This window comes from Bacillus sp. TH19 (assembly GCF_016651075.1).
Lineage (GTDB): Bacteria > Bacillota > Bacilli > Bacillales > Bacillaceae_G > Bacillus_A > Bacillus_A mycoides.
The window spans coordinates 267,251-291,437 of record NZ_JAEKEO010000010.1 but is presented as its reverse complement, the minus strand read 5'-3'; the positions used below and the strand labels follow the sequence as shown (position 1 = coordinate 291,437).

Annotated in this window: 20 protein-coding genes; 6 read left to right on the top strand and 14 right to left on the bottom strand. The window is 35.2% G+C overall.

Annotation, left to right across the window (positions count from 1 at the left end):
- Window positions 1-146: 146 nt before the first annotated feature.
- Window positions 147-1,409, top strand: coding sequence for a VanW family protein (locus JFU54_RS19200; RefSeq protein WP_201065892.1), 1,263 nt, complete (start codon window positions 147-149; stop codon window positions 1,407-1,409).
- 54 nt (window positions 1,410-1,463) lie between these two features.
- Here JFU54_RS19200 and JFU54_RS19195 read toward each other — a convergent pair whose 3' ends face one another.
- Both JFU54_RS19195 and JFU54_RS19190 read right to left on the bottom strand, forming a co-directional pair.
- The gene (locus JFU54_RS19195; protein ID WP_063218730.1) at window positions 1,464-1,736 is read right to left on the bottom strand and encodes a hypothetical protein; all 273 of its coding nucleotides are present in this window, start codon (window positions 1,734-1,736) and stop codon (window positions 1,464-1,466) included.
- Window positions 1,737-1,750: 14 nt separating this feature from the next.
- A complete protein-coding gene (locus JFU54_RS19190; protein ID WP_002125157.1) occupies window positions 1,751-2,269 on the bottom strand; it encodes an RNase A-like domain-containing lipoprotein in 519 nt (172 codons plus the stop codon).
- Window positions 2,270-2,668: 399 nt separating this feature from the next.
- Here JFU54_RS19190 and JFU54_RS19185 point away from each other — a divergent pair, with 399 nt between their 5' ends.
- A complete protein-coding gene (locus tag JFU54_RS19185) occupies window positions 2,669-3,217 on the top strand; it encodes a TVP38/TMEM64 family protein (RefSeq protein WP_201065884.1) in 549 nt (182 codons plus the stop codon).
- Window positions 3,218-3,280: 63 nt separating this feature from the next.
- Here JFU54_RS19185 and JFU54_RS19180 read toward each other — a convergent pair whose 3' ends face one another.
- The 3 genes from JFU54_RS19180 to JFU54_RS19170 form a co-directional block, all read right to left on the bottom strand.
- Window positions 3,281-4,981: a M4 family metallopeptidase gene (locus JFU54_RS19180; protein ID WP_201065882.1), complete on the bottom strand. Its 1,701-nt coding sequence runs from the start codon at window positions 4,979-4,981 to the stop codon at window positions 3,281-3,283.
- 167 nt (window positions 4,982-5,148) lie between these two features.
- The gene (locus JFU54_RS19175) at window positions 5,149-5,277 is read right to left on the bottom strand and encodes an NprX family peptide pheromone (RefSeq protein WP_000733136.1); all 129 of its coding nucleotides are present in this window, start codon (window positions 5,275-5,277) and stop codon (window positions 5,149-5,151) included.
- 14 nt (window positions 5,278-5,291) lie between these two features.
- Window positions 5,292-6,551 carry a tetratricopeptide repeat protein gene (locus tag JFU54_RS19170; protein WP_002010467.1) on the bottom strand — a complete coding sequence of 420 codons (1,260 nt, stop codon included), beginning with the start codon at window positions 6,549-6,551 and terminating at the stop codon, window positions 5,292-5,294.
- 199 nt (window positions 6,552-6,750) lie between these two features.
- Between JFU54_RS19170 and JFU54_RS19165 the strand changes: the two genes are divergently transcribed.
- Window positions 6,751-8,214: a nicotinate phosphoribosyltransferase gene (locus JFU54_RS19165; RefSeq protein WP_002010465.1), complete on the top strand. Its 1,464-nt coding sequence runs from the start codon at window positions 6,751-6,753 to the stop codon at window positions 8,212-8,214.
- Window positions 8,215-8,438: 224 nt separating this feature from the next.
- Here the strand turns inward: JFU54_RS19165 and JFU54_RS19160 are convergent, their stop codons facing one another.
- The 8 genes from JFU54_RS19160 to fdhF form a co-directional block, all read right to left on the bottom strand.
- Window positions 8,439-10,793, bottom strand: a complete 2,355-nt coding sequence (locus tag JFU54_RS19160) for a heavy metal translocating P-type ATPase (protein WP_201065880.1) — start codon at window positions 10,791-10,793, stop codon at window positions 8,439-8,441.
- A gap of 20 nt (window positions 10,794-10,813) precedes the next feature.
- Entirely contained in the window at window positions 10,814-11,191 is a 378-nt protein-coding gene (locus tag JFU54_RS19155) for an ArsR/SmtB family transcription factor (protein ID WP_002010461.1), read from the bottom strand.
- A 209-nt stretch (window positions 11,192-11,400) separates the two neighbouring features.
- Window positions 11,401-11,952 carry a class I SAM-dependent methyltransferase gene (locus JFU54_RS19150; protein WP_201065878.1) on the bottom strand — a complete coding sequence of 184 codons (552 nt, stop codon included), beginning with the start codon at window positions 11,950-11,952 and terminating at the stop codon, window positions 11,401-11,403.
- Window positions 11,953-12,075: 123 nt separating this feature from the next.
- Window positions 12,076-13,491: an amino acid permease gene (locus tag JFU54_RS19145; RefSeq protein WP_002063741.1), complete on the bottom strand. Its 1,416-nt coding sequence runs from the start codon at window positions 13,489-13,491 to the stop codon at window positions 12,076-12,078.
- A gap of 103 nt (window positions 13,492-13,594) precedes the next feature.
- A complete protein-coding gene (ald, locus tag JFU54_RS19140) occupies window positions 13,595-14,728 on the bottom strand; it encodes an alanine dehydrogenase (RefSeq protein WP_002010453.1) in 1,134 nt (377 codons plus the stop codon).
- Between the two features lie 369 nt (window positions 14,729-15,097).
- Window positions 15,098-16,969 (bottom strand): glycerophosphoryl diester phosphodiesterase membrane domain-containing protein, encoded by a 1,872-nt coding sequence (locus JFU54_RS19135; protein ID WP_002167077.1) that lies wholly within the window; start codon window positions 16,967-16,969, stop codon window positions 15,098-15,100.
- Between the two features lie 154 nt (window positions 16,970-17,123).
- Window positions 17,124-17,606, bottom strand: coding sequence for a helical membrane plugin domain-containing protein (locus JFU54_RS19130; RefSeq protein WP_002010449.1), 483 nt, complete (start codon window positions 17,604-17,606; stop codon window positions 17,124-17,126).
- 12 nt (window positions 17,607-17,618) lie between these two features.
- The gene (fdhF, locus tag JFU54_RS19125; RefSeq protein WP_201065875.1) at window positions 17,619-20,561 is read right to left on the bottom strand and encodes a formate dehydrogenase subunit alpha; all 2,943 of its coding nucleotides are present in this window, start codon (window positions 20,559-20,561) and stop codon (window positions 17,619-17,621) included.
- Between the two features lie 295 nt (window positions 20,562-20,856).
- Between fdhF and fdhD the strand changes: the two genes are divergently transcribed.
- Together fdhD and JFU54_RS19115 are read left to right on the top strand one after the other, a co-directional pair.
- The gene (gene fdhD, locus JFU54_RS19120) at window positions 20,857-21,663 is read left to right on the top strand and encodes a formate dehydrogenase accessory sulfurtransferase FdhD (RefSeq protein ID WP_002125147.1); all 807 of its coding nucleotides are present in this window, start codon (window positions 20,857-20,859) and stop codon (window positions 21,661-21,663) included.
- A 500-nt stretch (window positions 21,664-22,163) separates the two neighbouring features.
- The gene (locus tag JFU54_RS19115) at window positions 22,164-22,670 is read left to right on the top strand and encodes a GNAT family N-acetyltransferase (RefSeq protein ID WP_002010444.1); all 507 of its coding nucleotides are present in this window, start codon (window positions 22,164-22,166) and stop codon (window positions 22,668-22,670) included.
- Window positions 22,671-23,032: 362 nt separating this feature from the next.
- On the opposite strand, the gene JFU54_RS30090 is transcribed toward JFU54_RS19115, so the two are convergent.
- Complete coding sequence (locus JFU54_RS30090; RefSeq protein WP_002010441.1) at window positions 23,033-23,155, bottom strand: hypothetical protein; 123 nt, start codon at window positions 23,153-23,155, stop codon at window positions 23,033-23,035.
- 333 nt (window positions 23,156-23,488) lie between these two features.
- On the opposite strand from JFU54_RS30090, the gene JFU54_RS19110 reads away from it, so the two are divergent.
- Window positions 23,489-24,160, top strand: a complete 672-nt coding sequence (locus JFU54_RS19110) for a response regulator transcription factor (RefSeq protein WP_002010439.1) — start codon at window positions 23,489-23,491, stop codon at window positions 24,158-24,160.
- The last annotated feature ends 27 nt before the right edge of the window (window positions 24,161-24,187 follow it).

The window sequence follows — 24,187 nt, the reverse complement described above, 5'->3', positions numbered from 1 at the left end:
TATTACAACAGTGTAACATTTTTTATGAAAACATTACACACGTAGTGAAAATAATAGTATACTAGGACGTACATAATGTTATTTTCATCATTTTTATACAAAAAATGTAATACATATATTTATACAAATTTTTCTGGGGGAAATAAATGAAGCTAAGCAAAATACTGATTGGTTCCGCTATTGCTGGTGGCATATTACTTTGTGTTGGTGGTATTGGTGGATATCAATATGTATCCAAATTAAATAATCAACTAAATACAACTGCACTACCAAACACTACATTTGAAGGTATTTCTCTTGATGGAAAAAATAAAGCAGATATTCAAGCCCTTGTTAATCAAAAGATAAATGAATTAAATCAAAAATCGCTTAACTACGTATTCCAAAATGATAAGCAAAATTACACGTGGAAAGATTTGGGAGTAGATTATAAAGAGAAGGATATTGTCGACAATATCTTTAAAGAACAAGAAGGGAACGTAATGAATCGTTACAACATGCGTAAGCAAGCTGAAAACGGTGAAGTAAAACGTGACTATAAATTAGCACCACAATTAAATACAACAACTTATGAAACCTTTATAAAGGATAAATATAATGAAACATTAAAAAATCCTGTCAACGCCGAATTAAGTGTTGAAGGCTCTACAGTAAATATTAGCCAAAGTCAAAATGGAGAAAAAATTGATAAAGGAAAATTAACCGATTTAACAAGCGCAGCTATTACTTCTGGCACACCCGATGTTGTATTACCAGTTACACTAATAAAACCTGAACGTTCTACAGAAGATATACAACAAATGGGGATTAAAGAAGTGATTGCTGAATACTCTACCCCAATGGCTGGCCGTAATGGAAATCAATCCTATAACGTAAATAAGTCAGCTAATACGTTAAGTGGAGTTATTGTAGCACCTGATGAAACGTTTAGTTTTAATGGCCGTGTTGGCGTAACTGATGCTGCACATGGTTATAAATCCGCAGCAGTATATTCACAAGGTAAAGTTATACAAAGTGCAGGTGGAGGCGTTTGCCAAGTAAGTAGTACTTTATACAGCGCAGCTTTAAGGGCAGATTTAGGAATTGTTTCTCGAAGCAATCATTCTATGCCCGTAAATTATTTACCACTTGGGCAGGATGCAGCAGTGGCAGATTATGGTCCGGATTTAAAATTTAAAAACAATACAGGTAAGCATATTTACATTCAAGCATTTTCAAATGGCGGTAGTATTACTACACGTATTTTCGGTACAAATACTGGTAAAAATGTTGAAGTTTCTTCTCAAGTAATTAGTAATACTGGTGATAAAATAACAGCGGTTACGTATAAAAAAGTAACACAAAACGGTGAAGTACTCTCAAATGGACAAATTTCAAAAAGCGTATATAAAAGTGCCCCAAAACAATGAGATAATATCAAACGGACAAATTTCAAAAAGCGTATACAAAAAGGCGTGATCTACTCACGCCTTTTTCTTTTGCAATAATAGTGAAAAAATTTCCAGATGATCTTTCGTTTCTTCTAAAGACCACACACGATTGCCTTGCTTCGCAGCTAATACGCACGCTTCTTCCCACGCGTTCTTTTTCTTCATATTTACTAATTCATCGCGTAATTTCAAAACAATCTCTTCGTCCTCTTGCTCTATAAACTCTTCCATCACGCTTACTATTTCATCCTCACGAATACTTAACGTACAGTACGATTTAAGAAAGTATTGTAATGTTGGATACATATATACTCCCCCCTTTATTTATCTGATGGATAAGAAGTAATAATCTTAAATCCTAGATTTCCTGATTTATCTCTCGCTAAAACAGTAACAGTCTTCACTAGTTTGTCTTTTACATTCATATTTTTCTTTATTACTGTTTTTCCAACTGGGAATGAATGAGTTGTATTCAATACAAGACGAGCCTCTTTAGAGTTTTTCAACCAATCCTGAATTTCTTTATCATGTTGTTTTAAACTATCTTTCACAGCCTTTGTCGCTGTTTCCTTATCATAGTATGTACTTGCCGCTGAAACTTTATCTGTCTTCAAACGATTCTTCAAATCCTCTTCTGATTTGCCTACATGCCTTTCAATCGTATGACCATTTTTAGGTGGCCCTTCCATTTCATCTAAAATATTATCACTAATTTTTTCTACTGATGTAGAATGATCCTCTTTTGGTTTTTCTGTTTTTTGTTCTTTTCCTGCACATCCACTTAAAATCAGCATTAGTGCCAATAAACTACTCAAGAAAAGACTACTTAATCGTTTCATCGTATCACCTCTTCCATGATTATTATCGTAACTCCACTAAAAGTCAATTTCACAAAGAAAAAATGTATACAGTTTTAAAATCCTCATTCATTTTGCTATATTTTCCACCCCCCTTTCATCAAATTACTATTTTTCGCCCTTTTTAAAATATACCCCCATGTTTTTATAATTATTTCCCAGATTAAAACACCAATCGAAACACTCCATAAACCCTTTAAACACAGGATTCACGAAGTGTTTTTCAAACAAACTAAATATACCCCTACTTTCATATACCCAATACCTATATAAGGTATATAAATACCTTTCTATCAACTGTTTTTTACATTATGTAAATTTGTACTTGCCTATACAATGTAAATATGGTGTAATGCAAAAAAAGATAAAGGATTTTAAAGAATGGCTGAAACAATTCAAAACTTCTTAACAGACTATTATTCAATCGCAATTCCACTTAGTATATTAATCAACATCATCATCAGTCTTTTAGGTTTTATCCCTAGTATTTTTTTGACCGCTATTAATATACAACTCTTCGGTGTAACAAATGGTACAATCATTTCGATCACAGGTGAGGCATTAGGGGCTATTATCTCGTTTTATATTTATCGTATAGGCCTTCAAAGGTTCACTCACGATAAAGTAAATAAGTATCCAAAGGTAGAGCGCCTTCTTTACGTAGAAGGCAGAGAGGCATTTCTACTCGTCCTATCTTTTCGTTTTATTCCTTTCATTCCGTCCAGTATCGTTACTTTATTTGCAGCTCTAGGCAAGATGTCATTACTCTCTTTCAGTATTGCCAGCACAATAGGGAAAATACCGGCCTTATTGATTGAAGTATATTCTGCATATCATGTCATAAACGGAACAAATGAAGCGAAGTGGATTATAACAATCGCGGGTTGTGTTGGATTATTTTATTTGTGGAAAAAATGGAGAAAAAAATAAAGAAGGAGCCTATGCTCCTTCTTTATGTTCGAGGTATTTTATTAATAACTATCCCTTAAAGCCTTAGTTTACACCAACAGCACTAAATGATTGCTTAACTGCTGTTACTTCTGCAGAGCTAGCACCATATAAATCAGCTGCAGCTTGTACTGCACCAGCACGAGCTTGACTAAATGTAGTAGATTGCGTGAAATACTGTGTATTTGCACGGTAGTAAATCGCACCTAATTTATCTTTACCGATACCAGTTACAGTTACACCAGAATGCGTACCACCATTTGCTAATAAATAAGCTTGTTTGTTAATAATACCACTGTTTGTATGAACGCCACCGTTATCACTTGAACCAGTGTAACGCTTAGAATAATGGTCTGGGTCACCATATTTCGCTGGATCACTCATAGAACGAAGTGCATCTCCCGCCTTACCAGGTGTATAAATATCTTCACCAATCTCCCAATCTGGGTTACGGTTATCATAGAATTCTACTAAAGTACCAAAAATATCAGAAATTGCTTCATTTAATGCTCCTGATTCATTTTGATAAATTAAATTCGAGCTATTTTCCGTAACTGCATGCGTTAATTCGTGACCAATTACGTCAATACCACCAGATAATGAAGTGAATGTTACACCATCACCATCTCCGTATACCATTTGTGAACCGTTCCAGAATGCATTATTATACTTACTTCCGTAATGAACAGTTGATTTTAATGGTGCTCCTGCATCATTAATAGAATTTCGGTTAAATGTATCTTTATAGTAATCATATGTTTTACCTGCATAGTAATGAGCATCTACTGCTGCTGCATCATACGCTGCATTGAAAACATTATCTGCATCTGCCCATAATGTTCCTGGTAACGTCGAACGATTTTTCGCATCATATGTGAAAATTGTTGCTCCGCGCGTATTATCTTGCAAGTAGTAAGATGATCCAGATAACGTTGTATTAAGCGATTTCGTATCTCCTAATACACCTTTACCAGTTCCTACTTTATTCGTTCCTGTTACAGGCTTTATAACCGCTTTCACATCCTGTTTAGGAGCATCTTGTTTAACAGGAGACTTATCATCATTTGTTACATGATCAATTGTATTAAACTTATTTAATACTTTACCGCTTTCCGCCTCAATGAAATAGTAGTAATTTCCTGGGCTTGGATCTAAGAAGTTTAGATTTACAACGTATGCATATGTCGTTTCTTCACCGTTTTGATATACATATAAGTCCGCTTTTGGTTCTACCTCATATTTAGGTGTTACTCCTAAATCTTGCTGCGCGATTTCAATTGCTTTTGCGCCTTCAATCTTATTTTTGTTTTTTAACTTTTCCTTTTTGTCTAAATCAGGCGCAACTGTTCCAGACAATACCTTTAAAGAACCATCTTTACTTACGTGAGCTACTTGAGTAGACCCCCATACAGGTACTCCCTCGTAAACTTGTTGCATACGTACTACTGTTGAATCAGTTACAGCATCTTTTTTCACTTGTTTTACTTTGAAAGAATCTTGCGCACTCTTTTCCCCTAGCTTATAATCACCTTTTGCCGCGTTTAAGTAATCAAACACAACAGATTCCGCTTTCTTACCAGTCGCTCCAGTTAGATCACCAGAAATAAACTCCGGTGACTGTACCGTCTCATTGTACTTCTTAGTAGAGAGTACATTTTTAGAATCCGCAAATGCAGAGCCTGTCCCTCCGAACGTAGTAACTGCCATTCCTGCCGCTAACACTAACGCTAAACTCTTCTTTTTCATCTAACATTCCCCCTAATAAAAAATTTTTGAAAAAGAGTAGTTTCATATTATCATTATGTTTCCACTATTAATATACTAAAAATTCAATTAATTTCTTTCTCAAGTGTTGTAGAATTTTGAGGAACAAATATTGAAAAAAAACCCTTTCCGTTGGGAAAGGGTTTTTTTTATAAATTAATTTGTTCAACTGTTTTAGCTTCTTGCCCTAGAGTATCCGGCTTCCAAGCATACTGAATATCCAATACTACAGCTGCAATTGCCATAACCACAAATGTTCCTGCAATTAACTTTTTCATACTATCCCTCCTCTTTACTCTTCTAATAAAGTAATCGCTAATTTATAATAGCGATTACTTTCTTTAAAATCTGAGCATTCTTCTAAGTATTCAGCTAGTTCTAAGTATACTTTCTTTAAATCTTTTATATTTTCCTCTGTTTTAAAGAAAGGAACTACTTCTGTTTCTAGAAATTTTTTATAGAGGTCTCTTTCTTCAAAATATTTATATCTTAAATTTAACAATAAATATAACATCCCTTTGTATCTATCATCTTTCCTTGCAGCAAGGATACCTTTTTCAATCCATTCAGCCGCTTCCTCAAGTTCTCCTAATTGAATACACTGTAATGAGAGCTCATACATGGCATCAATATAATTCATATCCTCTTCTTTTTTATACTTTAAGCATTCTATATAATACTCTTTCGCCTTGGCATAATTTTTTTGTCGGTAGTACAGATAACCAATATTATTTAAAGCAATAGAAAGAATATTATCTTTATCAGCAAAAGAAGTTGCTTCTCTTATGATATGATTATAGATTTCCATAGCTTCATTATATTGTTTTTTTCTAGTATAACTAAACGCAATTAAAAACTTACAATTAATTATATTTCTAAATTTATATTCACTTTTAAAACCTTCTAATGCCACATTAGCAAAATATAATGTCATATGGTCTATTTCCATCTGACTATATGTCAATGCCAAATTATAATATATTCCTGTTTCATAATATCCTAACTCTTTCGCCATCGATTCCGTCTTTAACAGATATTCTAATGCCTGCGTATATTTGTACTGCACAGAATATAATAATGCCTTATTATACGTATATAACATCTTCTGAAAAGGCGAGTATTTCTTATACACTTTCTTCAATCCGTCCAATTCTTCTTCAACAGCAGGGAGATCCCGCTTCATCATTAAATAACGTGTATACAGCAGTTTATAATAATTTATAATTTCAAAATCCAACACATGCTTCATTTCACCTTGCAACTCTTCGTATATGCGCTCTACTTGTTGCTTGTCCAAATGAACTAATGCATTCAACCACTCGTCCAACTTCACTTTCACATCTTCTTCTACATCTCTCAAATCCGTCACAGCAATTTCTAGTCTTGTGCAGAGCAATTGTAGAATTTCTTCTGATGCTTCAATCTTTCCATTTTCGATCTTACTTAAGTATGAGACAGAACAAATGCCCTGACATAATTCTTCTTGTGTCATTTTTTGCTGTAGCCGTTTATAAAAAACTTGCTTGCCTATTTTTTCTAATGTTTGTTGCATTGTCCTCCTCCATTCTCATTACCCCCACTACTCTAATAATACATAAAATCTAGAGAAATATAAATTGATAAATGTAAATTTTCTAAAAAATATGCATTATTTCATTTTTTTCTCTCTTGACTTCAATCCCCTATTACTTCTTTGCTACGAAAGGGGAAAAATTGGTATACTATAACCAAATTACGGAGGTGTTTTCGCAATGAATCATTATAAAGACGATAGTTACGCCTTACATACAGATTTATATCAAATCAACATGGCTTATACATATTGGAAAGATGGTATTCATACTCGCCGTTCTGTTTTTGATCTATACTTTCGAAAGCTTCCATTCGAAAACGGCTATGCTGTTTTTGCTGGTCTTGAAAAAATTGTAGAGTACATAGAAAATTTCAGCTTTACCGAAAGTGACATCGCTTATTTAGCAGAGCTGCAATTTGAAGAAGACTTCCTTCATTATTTACAAAACATGAAATTTACTGGCACGATTCGTAGTATGCAAGAAGGCGAAGTTGTTTTTAATAACGAACCATTATTACGTGTTGATGCACCGCTTGGCGAGGCACAAATAATTGAAACTGCCCTCTTAAATATTGTAAATTACCAAACATTAATTGCTACAAAAGCTGCACGTATGAAGCACGCTGCAAATAATGATGAGCTTTTAGAGTTCGGTACAAGACGCGCTCATGAGTTTGATGCTGCCCTTTGGGGAACACGAGCTGCCTTTATTGGTGGTTTTTCATCTACAAGTAACGTTCGCGCTGGGAAACGATTCGGCATCCCTGTAGCTGGCACACATGCCCATTCTTTCGTTCAAGCATATCGCGATGAATATGTTGCATTTAAAAAATATGCTGAAACACATAAAAAATGTGTATTTCTTGTCGATACATACGACACATTAAAATCTGGTGTTCCAAATGCGATTCGTGTTGCAAAAGAGTTCGGAGATCGTATCGATTTTTATGGCATTCGCCTTGATAGTGGTGATATGGCATATTTATCAAAGGAGGCCCGAAAACAACTTGATGCAGCTGGATTTACAAACACAAAAATTATCGCTTCTAGCGATTTAGATGAATATACGATTATGCACTTGAAATCTCAAGGGGCAAAAATTGATGTATGGGGTGTTGGTACAAAGCTGATTACATCCTTTGAGCAGCCAGCATTAGGGGCTGTTTATAAACTAGTCGCTATTGAAGATACTGACGGAAAATTAAATGATACGATTAAGATTTCATCTAATCCTGAAAAAATTACAACCCCAGGACTTAAACGAATTTATCGTATTATTAACCGTGTTAACGATCATGCAGAGGGCGATTATATTGCTTTAGAGTCAGAAGAACCCGGAAAAGAAGAGCGTTTAAAAATGTTTCATCCAGTTCATACATATATAAGTAAATTCGTAACAAGCTTTGAAGCACGCGAACTGCATCAAGATATTTTCATTAACGGTAAAAGAGCGTATGAATTACCTAATATATTAGATATTCAAAAGTATAATGAACGCAGCCTCTCACTATTTTGGGAAGAGTATATGCGAACTTTAAACCCTGAAGAGTACCCTGTCGATTTAAGCCAAGAATGTTGGGATCATAAAATGAATTATATTCAAACTGTTCGAGAACAGGTTGAAAAAAACATACAAAAATAAAGTGAAGCTTTAATCAGTGGGGTTTTGTCCCTCCCCCACTTCTCCATTTTTCAATACTATATGGATATTTGTAAAAAATATATTAAAATAATAAGAAAAATATTATATTTTTGTAAATTTATATATTAAATTATTAAAAAACAAAATAATATTTGATATTATTTTCTTGAGTCAATTTCAACAAAATAACCAATAAAAAAGAGGACGCAATTGCGTCCTCTTTTTTATAAATCTTTTACTCGTAGTACACGCATTGCATTTAATACTGCAAGTAACGTCACACCAACATCTGAGAAGACTGCTTCCCACATTGTTGCAATACCAAAGGCGCCGAGTAATAACACTAACCCTTTTACCCCTAATGCAAATATAATATTTTGCCATACGATGCTACGTGTACGTTTTGCAATTTTTACTGCTGTCACAATTTTTGAAGGCTCATCAGTCATAATAACGATGTCAGCAGCTTCAATTGCTGCATCTGACCCTAAGCCGCCCATCGCAATACCAACGTCTGCCCTTGCTAGTACTGGCGTATCATTAATACCATCACCGACGAATGCAATCTTTTCTTTACCGCGTTTTGCTGCATCAATCTTTTCGATTTCTTCTACTTTTTGGTGTGGTAATAATTCGGCATGAACTTCATCTAAACCTAATTCTTTACCAACAGCTTCCCCGACTGATTTTGCATCACCAGTTAACATGACTGTCTTCTTAATACCTAGTTCTTTTAACTTTTGAATTGCTTGTTTTGAATCCTCTTTTACCTCATCAGAGATAACAATATAACCTGCATATTTACCATCTACAGCAACATGAACTAGTGTACCTACTGTATTTGGTTGCTTAAATGTAATGTTTTCTTTGCTCATTAATTTAGCATTACCTGCGAAAATTTCTTTTCCTTGTACTTTTACAACCGTACCATGACCAGAAATTTCACTATAGTCTTCAATAGCATTTTCATCGATTGATTTTCCATATGCATTTCGAATAGATTGTGCAATCGGATGATTTGAATATACTTCTGCAAATGCTGCATATTCTAATAGCTCTTCAGCTGTGATACCTTCACTAGGCTCCATCTTCGTAACTTTAAAGACACCTTTTGTTAATGTTCCTGTTTTATCAAAAACGATATATTTCACATCATTCAATGCTTCTAAATAGTTACTTCCTTTTACTAAAATACCACTTTTAGATGCCCCACCAATACCGCCAAAGAATCCAAGAGGAATCGATACAACGAGCGCACATGGACAAGAGATTACTAAGAACACTAAAGCTCTATAAATCCAATCGGAGAATGTAGCACCCTCTAAAATAAGTGGTGGAATAAATGCCATTATTGCTGCTGTTATAACTACAACAGGAGTATAATAACGTGCAAACTTTGTAATAAAGTTTTCTGTTGGCGCTTTTTTGCTACTTGCATTTTGTACTAAGTCTAAAATTTTCGATACAGTGGATTCACCGAACTCTTTTGTAACTTCGACAATTAATACACCATTTTGGTTTACAAAACCACTTAATACGTCATTACCAACTTCTACTTCCCTCGGTACAGACTCACCTGTTAACGCTGAAGTATCCATCATTGATGTTCCCTCAACTACTTTCCCGTCTAACGGTACTTTTTCACCTGGTTTTACGATAATATACTCACCAATTTGCACATCTTCTGGTGATACTTGTTTCGTTTCGTTTCCAACTTTCACATTCGCATAGTCAGGACGAATATCCATTAATGACGTAATTGATTTTCGAGAACGATTTACTGCAATACTTTGGAACAGTTCCCCTACTTGGTAAAATAGCATAACTGCTACCGCTTCTGGATATTGTTGAATCGCGAAAGCTCCTAAAGTTGCAATTGCCATTAAAAAGTTTTCATCGAACACTTGGCCGCGAGTTATGTTTCTTACCGCTCTCCAAACGATATCTCCACCTATTAATAAATAAGCAAGGACGAATAATGGAATTGTTATCATTTGCGGTAATCCGGCTAACGCAGCAATTCCTGTCAAAATTCCACCGACTACTAATCTTCCTATCATCTTTTTCACATTTCCATCACCATGATCATGGTCGTGTCCTTTTTCCTCTTCACGAACAACTTTTACATCAGGCTCTAATTTTTGAACAACATTTTTTATATTTTGTACAGTCGATTCAAGTTCTCGTTTATTTGCAACTTCTACTCGTAATTTCTTTGATACGAAATCAACAGTCGCTTCTGAAATTGTTGGCATTTCCTTTACCTTATTTTCAATCTTCATTGCACAATTTGCACAGTCTAAGCCTTCTAATACAAATACTTCTTTTACTGATTTTGTTTTTTGCTCTTCTTGCACTTTAATATGTGGCTCTAATTTTGTAACAAGTTGCTTCGCTTCCGTAACAACTTGATTTTCTTTATTTTGCGGTGTTTCTAAAAGCATCGTTTTTGTTGCAAAGTTTACGGAACAAGATGTTACCCCTTCTATATTCCCAACACCTTTTTCAATTTTTATTGCACAATTTGCACAATCTAAACCTTCTAGCATAAGTTTCTTTTTCACTAATGCTTCTGCCATCGTTCTCCCTCCTCGCTTTTTTATTCTTCCTCGTTTACGTGTTCAAACGCTTGCTCGAAGATATGAATTACGTGTTGATCAGCTAATGAGTAATAAACTACCTTTCCTTCTTTACGGTTCTTTACAAGCTTTGCTTGCTTTAATACACGAAGCTGATGTGAGATTGAAGATTGCGTCATTCCTAATAAATAAGCTAAATCACAAACACACATTTCAGCTTCAAATAATGCATGTAATATTCTCGTACGTGTACGGTCACCTAATACTTTAAATAATTCTGCTACTTTACTTAAACTTTCATCAGTCGGAATTGTTTGTTTTACTTGATCCACGATTTCCTCGTGAATTACCGTTTGAGAACATGCTTCCTGTTGCGTTTCTACTTTATTTTCAGCCATCACAGCTCACCTCTTCATTTGAACATATGAACAACTATTCATATGTCTTATACCTTTATTATATGAGCGTTCATTCATATGTGTCAATGAATTCTCATACATTTTTTAAAACATTTCGTTCACATTTCAAAATAAACATATAAATATTCTCCGCATCTATCATGCTCTTCATACAAAAAGGATGCACGAAAACTACCGTGCATCCCTTCTTATTTATTAACTTTTACTGCATCCACAATTAACGAAGCAAATCCTAATTTACCATCTTGATTTCTATGATCAAAACGTTTCGATCGATAAATAAATCCACCGTTCTCTTCCCAATCACTATAATGAAACTGGCCATTCTCATCACAGTATTCTAAAAGCTTTACTTGAAAACCTGCTGCTTCAAACATAGATATAATCGTTTTGTAGTTATGTACAATTTTATGGCTTGCAGCTGGATGATCTAATGGGCCAGGTCCTCCCACTTGCACACCACGCTGATACTCTTCATTTGGGAAAAATGCATCCGGCACTGCGCAGCGAATATATCCACTATCTTCTAAAAACTCATAGCATATTTTAGCTGCTTCTATACCTTCTTCATACGATAAATGTTCCCATACGTGCTCAGCCAAAATTACTGATAAAGAATTAGTCTGAAATTTATTAATCCACGTTTCTCTTCTTAATAAATTTAATTCATCCCCATTTGTATGTAACCAACCTGGGTTATTATTATACCCCTCTGCTCCAACGACAACTTTCCTCTCCATCTTTCCACCCCATTTTCATATTCCGACATAAAAATTCGACAAAATAACATAGGTCCCCTTTATTTGCACAAAAAAACCTTGCGCGCTCCCTAGACGCACAAGGCTTACTAACTTTATATCCCTTTAATTAGCTTTTTCTAAACTATCTTGCGAACTTCCATCGTCTTTTAAATGACTATGTTTTTTCGAATAAACAAAGTATACAACCACTCCGATTGCTAACCAAACACCGAAGTATATCCATGTTTTTAACGGTAGATTTACCATTAAGAATAGACAGCTTGCAACTGAAATAATCGGTAAGATTGGTACAAGTGGTACCATAAATCCACGTTGTAATTTCGGATGCGTTTTACGAAGAATGATGACAGTTACACCAACCATCGCAAATGTTAATAACGCTCCAATATTCGCTAAATTCGACAATTCTTTTAAATCGATAAATCCGGCAATTAAAGCACTACCAATTCCTGTTAACCAAACTGAAAATGTTGGTGCTTCTGTCTTCTTGTTAATTTTCGCAAAAGATTTTGGCAATAAACCGTCACGGCTCATAGCGAAGAATACACGTGTCGTAGCGTAGATGTATGCGAAAATTACAGCCATAATACCAATTACAGCTCCAATAGCGATTACACCAGCCACTTTATCTTGTCCTACAACTTCTAATACATAGGCCATCGCTTCAGGTACATCTAATTCCTTATAAGAAACCATACCTGTCATAACGAGACAAACTACAACATAAATGATTGTACAAATGACTAATGAAGCAATAATACCAATCGGTAAATCACGTTGTGGATTTTTCACTTCTTCAGCAGAAGTTGCTAATGCATCAAATCCTAAGAAAGCGAAGAATACTGCTGCTCCTCCGGCAAAGACTCCACTTAAGCCGTACGGTGCAAATGGTATCCAGTTTTCTGGTTTCACGTAGAATACACCAACTGCAATGAATAAAACAACAATACCAATTTTAATTAATACCATTATGTTATTCACACGCTTACTTTCTTTTGTACCTCGTGATAATAACCAAGTTATCACCAACGTAACGATAACTGCGGGTAAGTTCACCATACCACCTTGCGATGGAATCGTTAACAACGCTTTTGGAATTTCAAGTCCCAATCCACTCACTAAATTATTGAAATAACCTGTCCATCCGCCAGCTACCGCGGCAGTCGTTACGACATATACGGATAGCAATGTCCATCCCATTAAATGGGCAACAAACTCACCAATTGTTGCATATGAATATGTGTACACACTACCTGAAACAGGAAGTGCAGATGCAACCTCTGCATAACATAAAGCTGCAAATCCACAAACAATTGCTGCAATCATGAATGAAAAAATAACTGCTGGACCAGCATCTCTTGCTGCTACTAATCCCGTTAATACTAGAACTCCTGTACCAATTATCGCACCAATCCCTAGCATTGTTAGGTCAAATGCCCCTAGCGTTTTCGTCAAAGTTTTACTTTTACTTTCCCCTAACAATTGCGTAACGGATTTCTTTTTAAATAGGTTGGCCACGATGAATGCCCCCTTTTACCAAGAAGAGCTAAGAGGTATTATCTCTTAGCTCTTATCATGTTGTTTTATATATTGTTCGATTTTGTTTTGTATAATGCTTCTATTAGCAAGATACTGTTTCTGCTTCTAATAATTCTTTAGCACCTTTGTACTCTACACCGTGAGCTTCTGCAACTGCTTCGAATGTTACGTAGCCTTCTAATGTATTAATACCTTTTAATAATGCAGTATTGCCTAGGCAAGCTTCTTTGTAGCCTTTGTTAGCAATTTGTACTGCATATGGTACTGTTACGTTTGTTAATGCAAGAGTTGATGTACGTGGAACCGCACCTGGCATATTTGCAACTGCATAATGAACAACGCCGTGTTTTTCATAAGTTGGGTTATCATGAGTTGTAATACGGTCAGTTGTTTCGAAAATACCACCTTGGTCAATCGCGATATCTACAACAACAGAACCTTGTTCCATTGATTTAATCATTTCTTCTGTTACAAGTTTTGGCGCTTTTGCACCTGGGATTAATACTGCACCGATTACAAGATCAGATTCTTTTACAGCTTCTGCAATGTTGTACGGGTTAGACATTAAAGTTTTTACTTGGTTTCCGAAAATGTCATCTAATTGACGAAGACGTTCTGCACTTAAGTCGATGATTGTTACATCCGCACCTAGTCCAACTGCAATTTTAGCAGCATTTGTACCAGCTTGTCCACCACCGATAATTGTTACTTTACCACGTTTAACTCCTGGAACACCTGCAAGTAAGATACCTTTACCGCCTTTGTTTTTCTCAAGGAATTGCGCACCGATTTGTGCAGCCATACGACCAGCTACTTCACTCATAGGTGCAAGTAATGGTAATGAACGGTTTTCTAATTGTACTGTTTCATATGCGATAGCAACAACTTTCTTTTCAATTAACGCTTTTGTTAATTCTGGTTCTGGAGCTAAGTGTAAGTATGTGAATAAGATTAAACCTTCGCTGAAGTGTTTGTATTCGCTTTCAACTGGTTCCTTAACTTTCATAACCATTTCCATGTTCCAAGCTTCTTCAGCCGTATCAACAATTTTCGCTCCCGCTTCAACATACTGAGCATCTGTGAAACCAGATCCTACACCTGCGTCCTTTTGAATGAATACTTCGTGATTGTTACGAACTAAATGTACAACACCTGCTGGTGTCATTGCCACACGGTTTTCGTTGTTTTTAATTTCTGCTGGTACCCCAATACGCATAATGAAATGCCCCCTTATAATTAACAGAAAAAAGGAATTCTTTTTTCTTTTTTAAATAATTAATAACTTATGTCCTTATTCTAGCATAACTTAAAAGTTATGAAAACGCTAACATACTATTTTTTTAAAGTTTATATATTTAGAATAGTGTAAATATATAAAACATTGATTTTATTGGGTTCTTCGTACCACTCCATCATCTATTACTCTATTTTTATTATATCCATTCAAAATGCATAGTAATTATTTATTATTTGACAATAATTTAACAATGTAAAAAAACTAAGCAATGACGTATACATATACACTTATTACTTTGTTCAATACTTTAGAAATATATTCTTTTCACAAAAAAACAGCTACTGGCATTTAGCCAGCAGCTGAGTAAATCATAAATAACTTCGAAAATAAATCTTCTGTCGTTTCAGTAATTTTATCAAACATATCACTTTCACGATCTTCTTGCTCTTTTAACATCTTAATTGTTTCACGTGCTTCTTCAGGGTAATCGGTAATGATACCATCCACGTTTAACTTATAATATGCCTTTAAACTTTCCATATCATTTACTGTCCATACGTAAATTGGCTTGTTTAACTTCCTTGCTTCTTTTACTAATTTCTTATTTAACATGTATTCTTCTGCTACATAAAAATCAGCCTTCACATTCTTTAAGTTAGCTCTACTCGCATACAGTATATATCCTACTTTTATATTTGGATTTGCACGTTTAAACTCTTTAATAAGCGGATAGTGTAACGTTTGAATGACACATTGCTTCTCAAATTCATTATCTTTAATCGCTTTTAATACTTTGTTTACGAAATCTTTTTCGCCACCATGAAGCTTCACTTCAATATTAAGTTTGATTTTTCCTTTTGCCAGCTTAATGATCTCATCAAGTGTACTTATTTGTCCTGAAAACCCATCTTGACTAAGGGTAAGCTGTCTTAACTCCTCCATCGTTAAATCTGACACGTGAACATTAGCATTCGCAAGACGTTTTAGCTTCAAATCATGTATAACTGCTAGTTCACCGTCTTTTGTTTGCAGTACATCAATTTCAGCGTAGTCTGCTTTGGCATCAATAGCCCCCTGCAGAGCTTCTTTCGTATTCTCTACACCTTTTGAAATATAACCACGATGAGCCATAATAATTGGTTCTTTATATGAATTTGAAATAAACGTTACAATGAAGGCAACGACCATTCCGGCAGTAATAATTCCTACAATATATACACCAATAAATTTCCAACGATGTTTTTGGAAGAAACATTTATCTGCTTTTGTTTTCGAATAATCTAATCCTTCTTCTAATAAAACATCTTCAACCGGAACCTTTTGTAAATACAATCGTGTTATTGCCATAATATAAAATGGCGTCACGATAAAACTAAATAAATACAATGTACTCGTTAAAAATACAGACATTGTTGATTCTGCTAATAATGCAAATGTTCCCTGTGGATTTGTAAATTCATACATGCCCCATAGACACAATAAATACATTCCAAAAAATACACCGTACACAATCCCTATTGAAATAAAAAATCCTACTAAAAAGAATAGTACTTTAAAAAAACTTTCTTTTACTAACGTTGCACTTTTACGTGCTGCTGTGCGAAACGGCTTTTGCTCTAAAACAACAATAGGTAGAACAAAAATCCAGCGAAGGTTCAAATACGCAACTACAGCAAAGAACGTGTAATAACCAACTTGTCCCATCGTTGTCTTAAACAGTTCTCCTGTAATAAAGTTAGGAATTTGAATTTGCGGAATTAATGCCGTTTCATATCCAAGATTTAAAAGAGGTAACAATACGACAGCATATAAAATAAATCCTGGTAAGCAATATGTGAAAAGAGTAGGTAAATACGTTACGGTTTTATATAAAATCGGACGTAATTTCACCTTTTGTCTTTTATGAGCGAAGTACGAAATGATAATAAGCACCGCAAATTCCGTAAAGATAAGAAACAGTGCTAACAATGATAAAATTACGATTGCCAAAATGCCGTATGGTGTCTTTAAAAACGCTAATAATTCATCATTCGTCGCATTTGCATAACCACCAAAATACAATAACTTATTAAAAATGATCCCAAATAGCGGGACAAATACAATCGCTGCTAATAATTTATAAGCAAGTTGAAAGGTTAATACATTCCAAAAAGCAAATCTAACTGTTTGAAAGGAATGTCCCATTACCCCTGGTATAGATAGTCTTTTACGGTGTTGCATATATTCCTCCACATTCTAAAACGATATTTGAGATGGATTCCACATTTCCATTTCCAACCCATCTTTTTAATAATAATATATTCCGCTTAACATGAACACTCTTATACATACAATGAAAAAGTGATGGCTACTTGCCATCACTTTTTCATTTACTCTATTTTTTCTCTAACCCTTGACCAAATGCTTTCAAGAAGCTAAAACCGAATGTAATTGCTCTATTGATATCTGGATCTTTTAACACTTTAAAGAAATCCATCACTTTTGTTTTCTTTCCGTTTTTCAGCTCATCCGTTGCAAATTGTAATCCAGTGACTAAACTAGATGTTATTTGTTTCGTTATTTCTGGGTCCACTGAAGATAATGCCTCTCCTGCCCCCATCATATTGTTTAATGCGTTTTTTACTGGTTCACGATTCAATTGTTCAACAGCTATTTTGGAAACATCTTCTTTTGCAGCAAGTAAACTAATTGCTGCATCTAAAATTCCAGCTTTTTGCAACTGCGCTAATAGCTGCATCGTCTCTTCTACTGCTTCTCTATTTTCAGCTAGATCATTTAACAACTCATCTGTTACTTGCTGTTTTTTTTCTTCTTCTGTTACAATCTTCTTTTTAATTAAAGTAATCTCTTTTGCCATTATCTCCGCCCCCTAATTCTGGTCCACAAGTGATACGTATTGTTTTCTTTGCCACTTTCGCTCGATTTCAACACCATTTTGCGGATGACGTTTTTTATCTCTCGGGTTTGAAGATGGTAACGGACGATTTCCTTTTTCACGTAATACGCGCAGTTTCACCATTGTTTGTTTATAAGCTGGTGTACACGTATAAATGTCTGTTGCTGTTCCTGTTAAAATATTGATTGCCTCTTCATTTACTGTCGCATGCATCGGCAAATATAACTCATTTCCAGTTACACGATCTGTAACAAGCGCTTGTACTTTGATTTTTCCAAATGGTGATGCTAACTCTACAAGACCACCATCTTTCACATTGCGTTCTTTAGCAAGTTCAGGTGAAATTTCAACAAATACTTCAGACACTTTAGATAAAATACCAGCCGACTTATTCGTCATATTCCCTTCATGGAAATGCTCTAGCATACGGCCATTATTTAATAGTAAATCATACTCATCTGGTGCTATAACTGGCGGAACCCATTCATCTAGTGATAAACGTGCTAGTTTGTCTGGGAAGTTAAATCCATCTACATATAATAATGGTGTATCACTACCATCATGGCTACCCCAACATAAACTATTCCAGCCTTCTAGACGGTCGTACGTCGCTTGAGAGTATAACGGTGCAAGCGATGCAATTTCGTCCATAATTTCACTTGGACTTCCATAATTCCAGTCTCCGCCCAGTGCACGAGCTACTTTTTGTAAAATCCACCAATCTGGTTTTGAATCACCAAGCGGTTTCAATACTTCGTATAATCTTTGAATACGGCGCTCTGTATTCGTAAACGTTCCTTCTTTTTCTAAGCTTGGTGCTGCTGGTAAAATAACATCGGCGAAACGAGCTGTTTTCGATAAGAACATATCTTGAACAACAAGGAAGTCTAAATTCGCTAAAATATGTTGTACATGGTTGGCATTTGAATCTACTAAAGCCATTTCTTCTCCCATAACATACATACCACGCAGTTTTCCTTCTTCGGCCGCAAGTAACATTGCGATATTATTTAATCCCGGTTCTTTCGGAATGGTAGTACCGTATGCTTTTTCAAATTTCGCACGATGCACATCATCTGAAACAGCTTGGTAACCCGGAAGCCAGTTCGGTAATGTCGCCATATCACAAGCACCTTGTACGTTATTATGCCCGCGTAACGGATACGCACCGGCACCAGGACGACGGTAGTTACCTGTAACGAGAAGTAAATTTGAAATTGCTGCTGACGTTGTACTTCCTCCTGTATTTTGAGTTACACCCATTCCCCAAAGTACACAAGTACCATCTGCTTCATATACCATACGAGCCATTTCTTTTAACTGAGCTTTAGAAATCCCTGTAATTCCCTCAGTATAATCAAGCGTATATTTTTCTAGCATTTTGCTATATTCATCAAAATTCTTTACATTTTCAGCTATGAACTTTTTATCGTGCCAATCTTGATCGATAATGTATTTCGTTATCCCAGCAAGCCATACATAATCCGTCCCTTGACTCGGGTGAACAAATATATCAGCACGCTCCGCCATTTCATGTTTACGAAGGTCTGCGACAATTAGTTTTTGTTCATGTAATTTATGAGCACGCTTCACTCTAGTTGCAAGTACAGGATGTCCTTCTGTTGGATTTGCCCCAACAATAATAACAAGACCTGCCTCAGCAATATCTTTCACTGTTCCAGCATCTCCGCCCATACCGACAGTTTTAAATAAACCGTCTGTTGCTGGAGATTGGCAATAACGGGAGCAGTTATCTACATTATTTGTTCCATATATTTGACGAGCTAGTTTTTGCATAAGATAGTTTTCTTCATTTGTTACTTTCGAAGAAGAAATAAACCCAAACGCATCGCTACCATACTCTGATTTAATATGTTGCATATTAGATGTAACAACTTCAAGAGCCTCTTCCCATGAAGCCTCAACAAACATATCCCCTTGGCGAATTAACGGCTTTGTAATACGCTCTTCACTGTTCACAAAGTCCCATCCGAATTTTCCTTTTACACATGTGGAAATACCATTAACCGGTGCATCTGAAACAGGTTGCACTTTTAAAATTTGACGATCTTTCGTCCATACTTCAAATGAACAACCTACACCACAAAATGTACAAACTGTTTTTGTCTTATTAATTTTCGTCTTACGCATCGCGGACTCTACTTCTGAAACTGCTAAAATACTGCTATATCCAGGCTCTACATCTTTTACAAAATCAATCATTGGATTAAGCACATCTGGTTTTAAACCAGTCATAAATCCAGCTTCTCCTAGCATCGTTTTTTCCATTAATGCATTACAAGGACAAACTGTTACACATTGCCCACAGCTAACACAAGACGAGTCATTTATACTCACACCATTGTCCCAAATAACACGTGGACGGTCTAAACTCCAATCAATCGATAAAGTTTCATTTACTTGTAAATTTTGGCATACTTCTACACACTGCCCACAAGCAATACATTGATTTGGATCGTATCGATAGAATGGATGCGACGTATCCACTTCGCATGCACTTACTTTCGGTTCATATGGATATTTCTGTTCTTCAATCTCCATCATATGTACTGTATTATGGACTTTACAGTTACCATTATTGTTATCACATACTGTACAATACAATAAATGATTCTCTAATATTCGATCCATCGCTTCAGTTTGTGCTTCCTTTGCACGTTCCGATTGCCTCTCAATATGCATGCCATCTTCCAACTTCGTCGAACAGGCACGTAGTAAACTTCCATTCACTTCTACAATACATGTATCACAAGTTTGAATAGGATCTACCTCTGGTACATGACAAATTTGAGGATGTTCTAAATTACTTTCGTTAAACAATTGGAGTATCGTCTTTTCACCTGATACGAAAAATTCTTTACCATCAACGGTTACACGGACTGTCTGTTCTGTCATAGTTTTCCCTCTCCTTACAACTAACTGTACAACACAATTATGAATCCGTTTTCATAATTGTGTTGTACATATTTTTGAAGCGCCCTGTTGAAATACTTTCCTTTGGAAGTCGATTCTAGATGTTATAAGGTATAACTACGAAAGCTTGAAAATGTCGCTATTCTACAAATCTATTATATCGTACATATACAATAATAACCAAAATAATCTGCCATCTTCTTGTTAGTAGATGCTTTTGTTTTTTCGATGTTTTATGATAAATATGGAGAAAAATACATATAAAGGGGAATTTAATATGGGGCCTATTCAAGAAACATATACAATTGTACGTTATCAATCTGGTACATTTTCAAAACAAACCGATGAGGTTGTTACGGAATCTCCTATTACAATTAAATTAAATAGCGAAGAATACGTAACAGTTGTATGCACTCCTAATTACATTGAAGATATGGTAACCGGTTTTTTAATTTCTGAAGGAATTATTTCTTCTTATAAAGATATTGAAGAATTATGGATCCAAAAAGAAAACGGAATTGTCCATGTAAAATCATCAAAAATTAATCCGCTCTATCAAACTTTATATAATAAACGGTACGTAACTTCTTGTTGCGGGAAAAGTAGACAAGGCTTTGTTTTCGTCAACGATGCAGCAAAAGCAAAAAAGTTACATGATATACATATAACTATTACTCCGGAAGAATGTTTTCACCTAATGACTTCCTTACAACAATCTTCAACTACATTTCGCCAAACGGGTGGTGTGCATAATACCGCTTTATGTGATCGAAATAACATTCTTTTATCAAGAATGGATATCGGAAGACATAATGCGCTAGATAAAATATACGGTCATTGTTTACGAAACAATATCTCTGTTCAAGGGAAAATCATTGCGTTTAGCGGACGCATCTCATCTGAAATTTTGTTAAAGGTTTCAAAAATAGGTTGCGAAATTGTTCTATCTAAATCAGCTCCAACTAAACTAGCTCTGCAACTCGCCCACGATTTAGGTATTACCGTAGTAGGATTTATTCGAAATGGATCTTGCAATATTTATACACATCCGGAACGAATCGATGGCTACAAAATAAACGATTGAATACGTAAAAGAAAGTGAAAATTTAATCAGTGGAGGGTTTTTCCCTCCTCACTGATTATTAGCCCAACCAATCGGGCTTTTACGGGCAATCCGACTCCCACGAATAGTTGGATAAAAATGACTCCTTTACAAAGCGGGAATTTTAGTTATAAAAATGTAACATATTAAAACCTTGAATAGTTAATAAAGTTAATATATAATTTCATTACATAAAGTGAAACTATAATCAGTGGGGGTGTTCATCCCCCACTGATTATTAGCCTTCACCAATCGGGCTTTTACGGGCAGCCCGACTCCCACCTAACTTCTTTGCTCCAGCCGAATTTTGAGGTAGGAGTTTTACTGCCCGCAAATAGCGGGATAAATAAAATGAAAACATAGTAGCATAATCTTTTCATTCTTTTACAAATTAAGAAAGAATAGTCACAGAATACATTTAACTAAACTTAATCTTACAAAGTTAATGAATTAAATTTGAATCAATCTAGGAGGTTACAACTATGGAAATTCGCTTATTAACAACAGAGGATGCAGAAATTTATTTGAAAGTGTGTATGGAAGGTTTAATGAAAAACCCTGAGGCTTTTAGCTCTTCTTATGAAGATGTTCTTAAACAGGAAAACCCTGTCGCTGCTATGGCAAAGCGATTAAGCAATCCGGATAAGTATACTCTAGGTGTCTTCAAAGATAATGATTTAATCGGTATTGCTACTCTAGAAACAAAGCCATTTATTAAGCAAGAGCATAAGGCAAAAATCGGCTCCGTTTTTGTTTCTCCAAAAGCGCGTGGCCTCGGTGCAGGACGAGCTTTAATTAAAGCGATTATTGAAAATGCCGATAAATTACATGTAGAACAGCTTATGCTTGATGTTGTCGCTGATAACACTGCTGCAAAAAAATTATATGAGTCCCTCGGCTTCCAAACTTACGGTGTGCAAGAACGGTCCTTAAAACATAATGGCCAATATTGGGACGAAGAGCATATGGTTTTATTCTTAAATAATTAACATTTAAATATAATTTTTCAAAAGCATCTTCTTATTAATTAAGATGCTTTTTTCATTACAACAATGTAATCTTCATGTCACCTTTATCGATCGTTCCAATCCTTTCCATTCGTTATACTAAAAATATAAAGTGAAACTTCACTCAGCGAGGAGGATCCGTCTCCCGCTAATTATTAAATGAACGTATAGCATGCAATTGATATGTGGAGGAGAATGTAACATGAAACAAAACAAACAAGCTATCTTTTTAATATTTGCTACAGCAATTGTAACTTCTGGACTGGCAATTCTACCTTGGTTTATTATATAGAACACATTAAAAAAGCTTATTGCTTCTTAAGAAGCAATAAGCTTTTTTTCTATTATAAAATCCCGAAAAATTTATTTACACAACTTATCATAATAAGCATAGATACCGCAACACACATTACAATCGCATTACGATCTTGCTTTTCTTTTTGTAAAAGTTCTACTTTTTTACTCATGTGTACAATCCCCTTTATATTAAAAAAAGTGTGAGATAGGAAATTTTTCTTATCCGATGCGAGGTGAATACGAAAACCCTCTCTATCTCACATACACAATAGAATGGAATTGTCATTTTATAAATAAAATGACATGACGTTATGTCGCAACATAGGGTATTTGTGTCGCTACGTTTTCTATTATAAAAAATAGTTGTGCAAAACTAGTGCATTTTTTATGTCAATTGCCCTGATTGAAAAAATCAGCCATCCATTCAATCACATAAAAAGAGTTTTTTATTATTTTCATGTAAACTATACAAGTAGAATGAATAGTTTGGGGTGCACAAGATTATGGTGAAAATTTTATTAGTAGACGATGAAGAACGTATGTTACGATTGTTAGATCTGTTCTTAAGCCCTCGTGGCTATTTTTGTATGAAAGCTACTTCTGGCCTTGAGGCGCTAGAATTAATCGAACAAAAGGACTTCGATATTATTTTATTAGATGTTATGATGCCGAATATGGATGGGTGGGATACTTGCTATCAAATCCGTCAAATTTCCAACGTTCCAATTATTATGCTAACAGCTCGCAACCAAAATTATGATATGGTCAAAGGCCTGACCATGGGAGCAGATGACTATATTACAAAACCATTTGATGAGCATGTATTAGTTGCACGAATTGAGGCCATATTACGCCGTACGAAGAAAGACGGATTTGTTAGCTTCAATGGTATTGAGTGGGATAAAACGAAACATACTGTTACCGTTTATGGTGAAAGAATCTCACTAACTCCTATTGAATTCTCGTTACTTGGACTCTTTTTACAAAATACAAACCGTGCTTACAGCCGTGATGATTTAATTGAAAAAATTTGGGGATATCAAACAGACATCGAATACAGAACTATCGATTCACATATTCGTAATATCCGTGATAAATTACGCAAAAAAGAATTTCCAGTTGAAGATTACTTAGAAACCGTCTATAAAGTCGGATATAAATGGAAAAGTGAATAATTACTTTAATCAGTGGGGATGGATAAA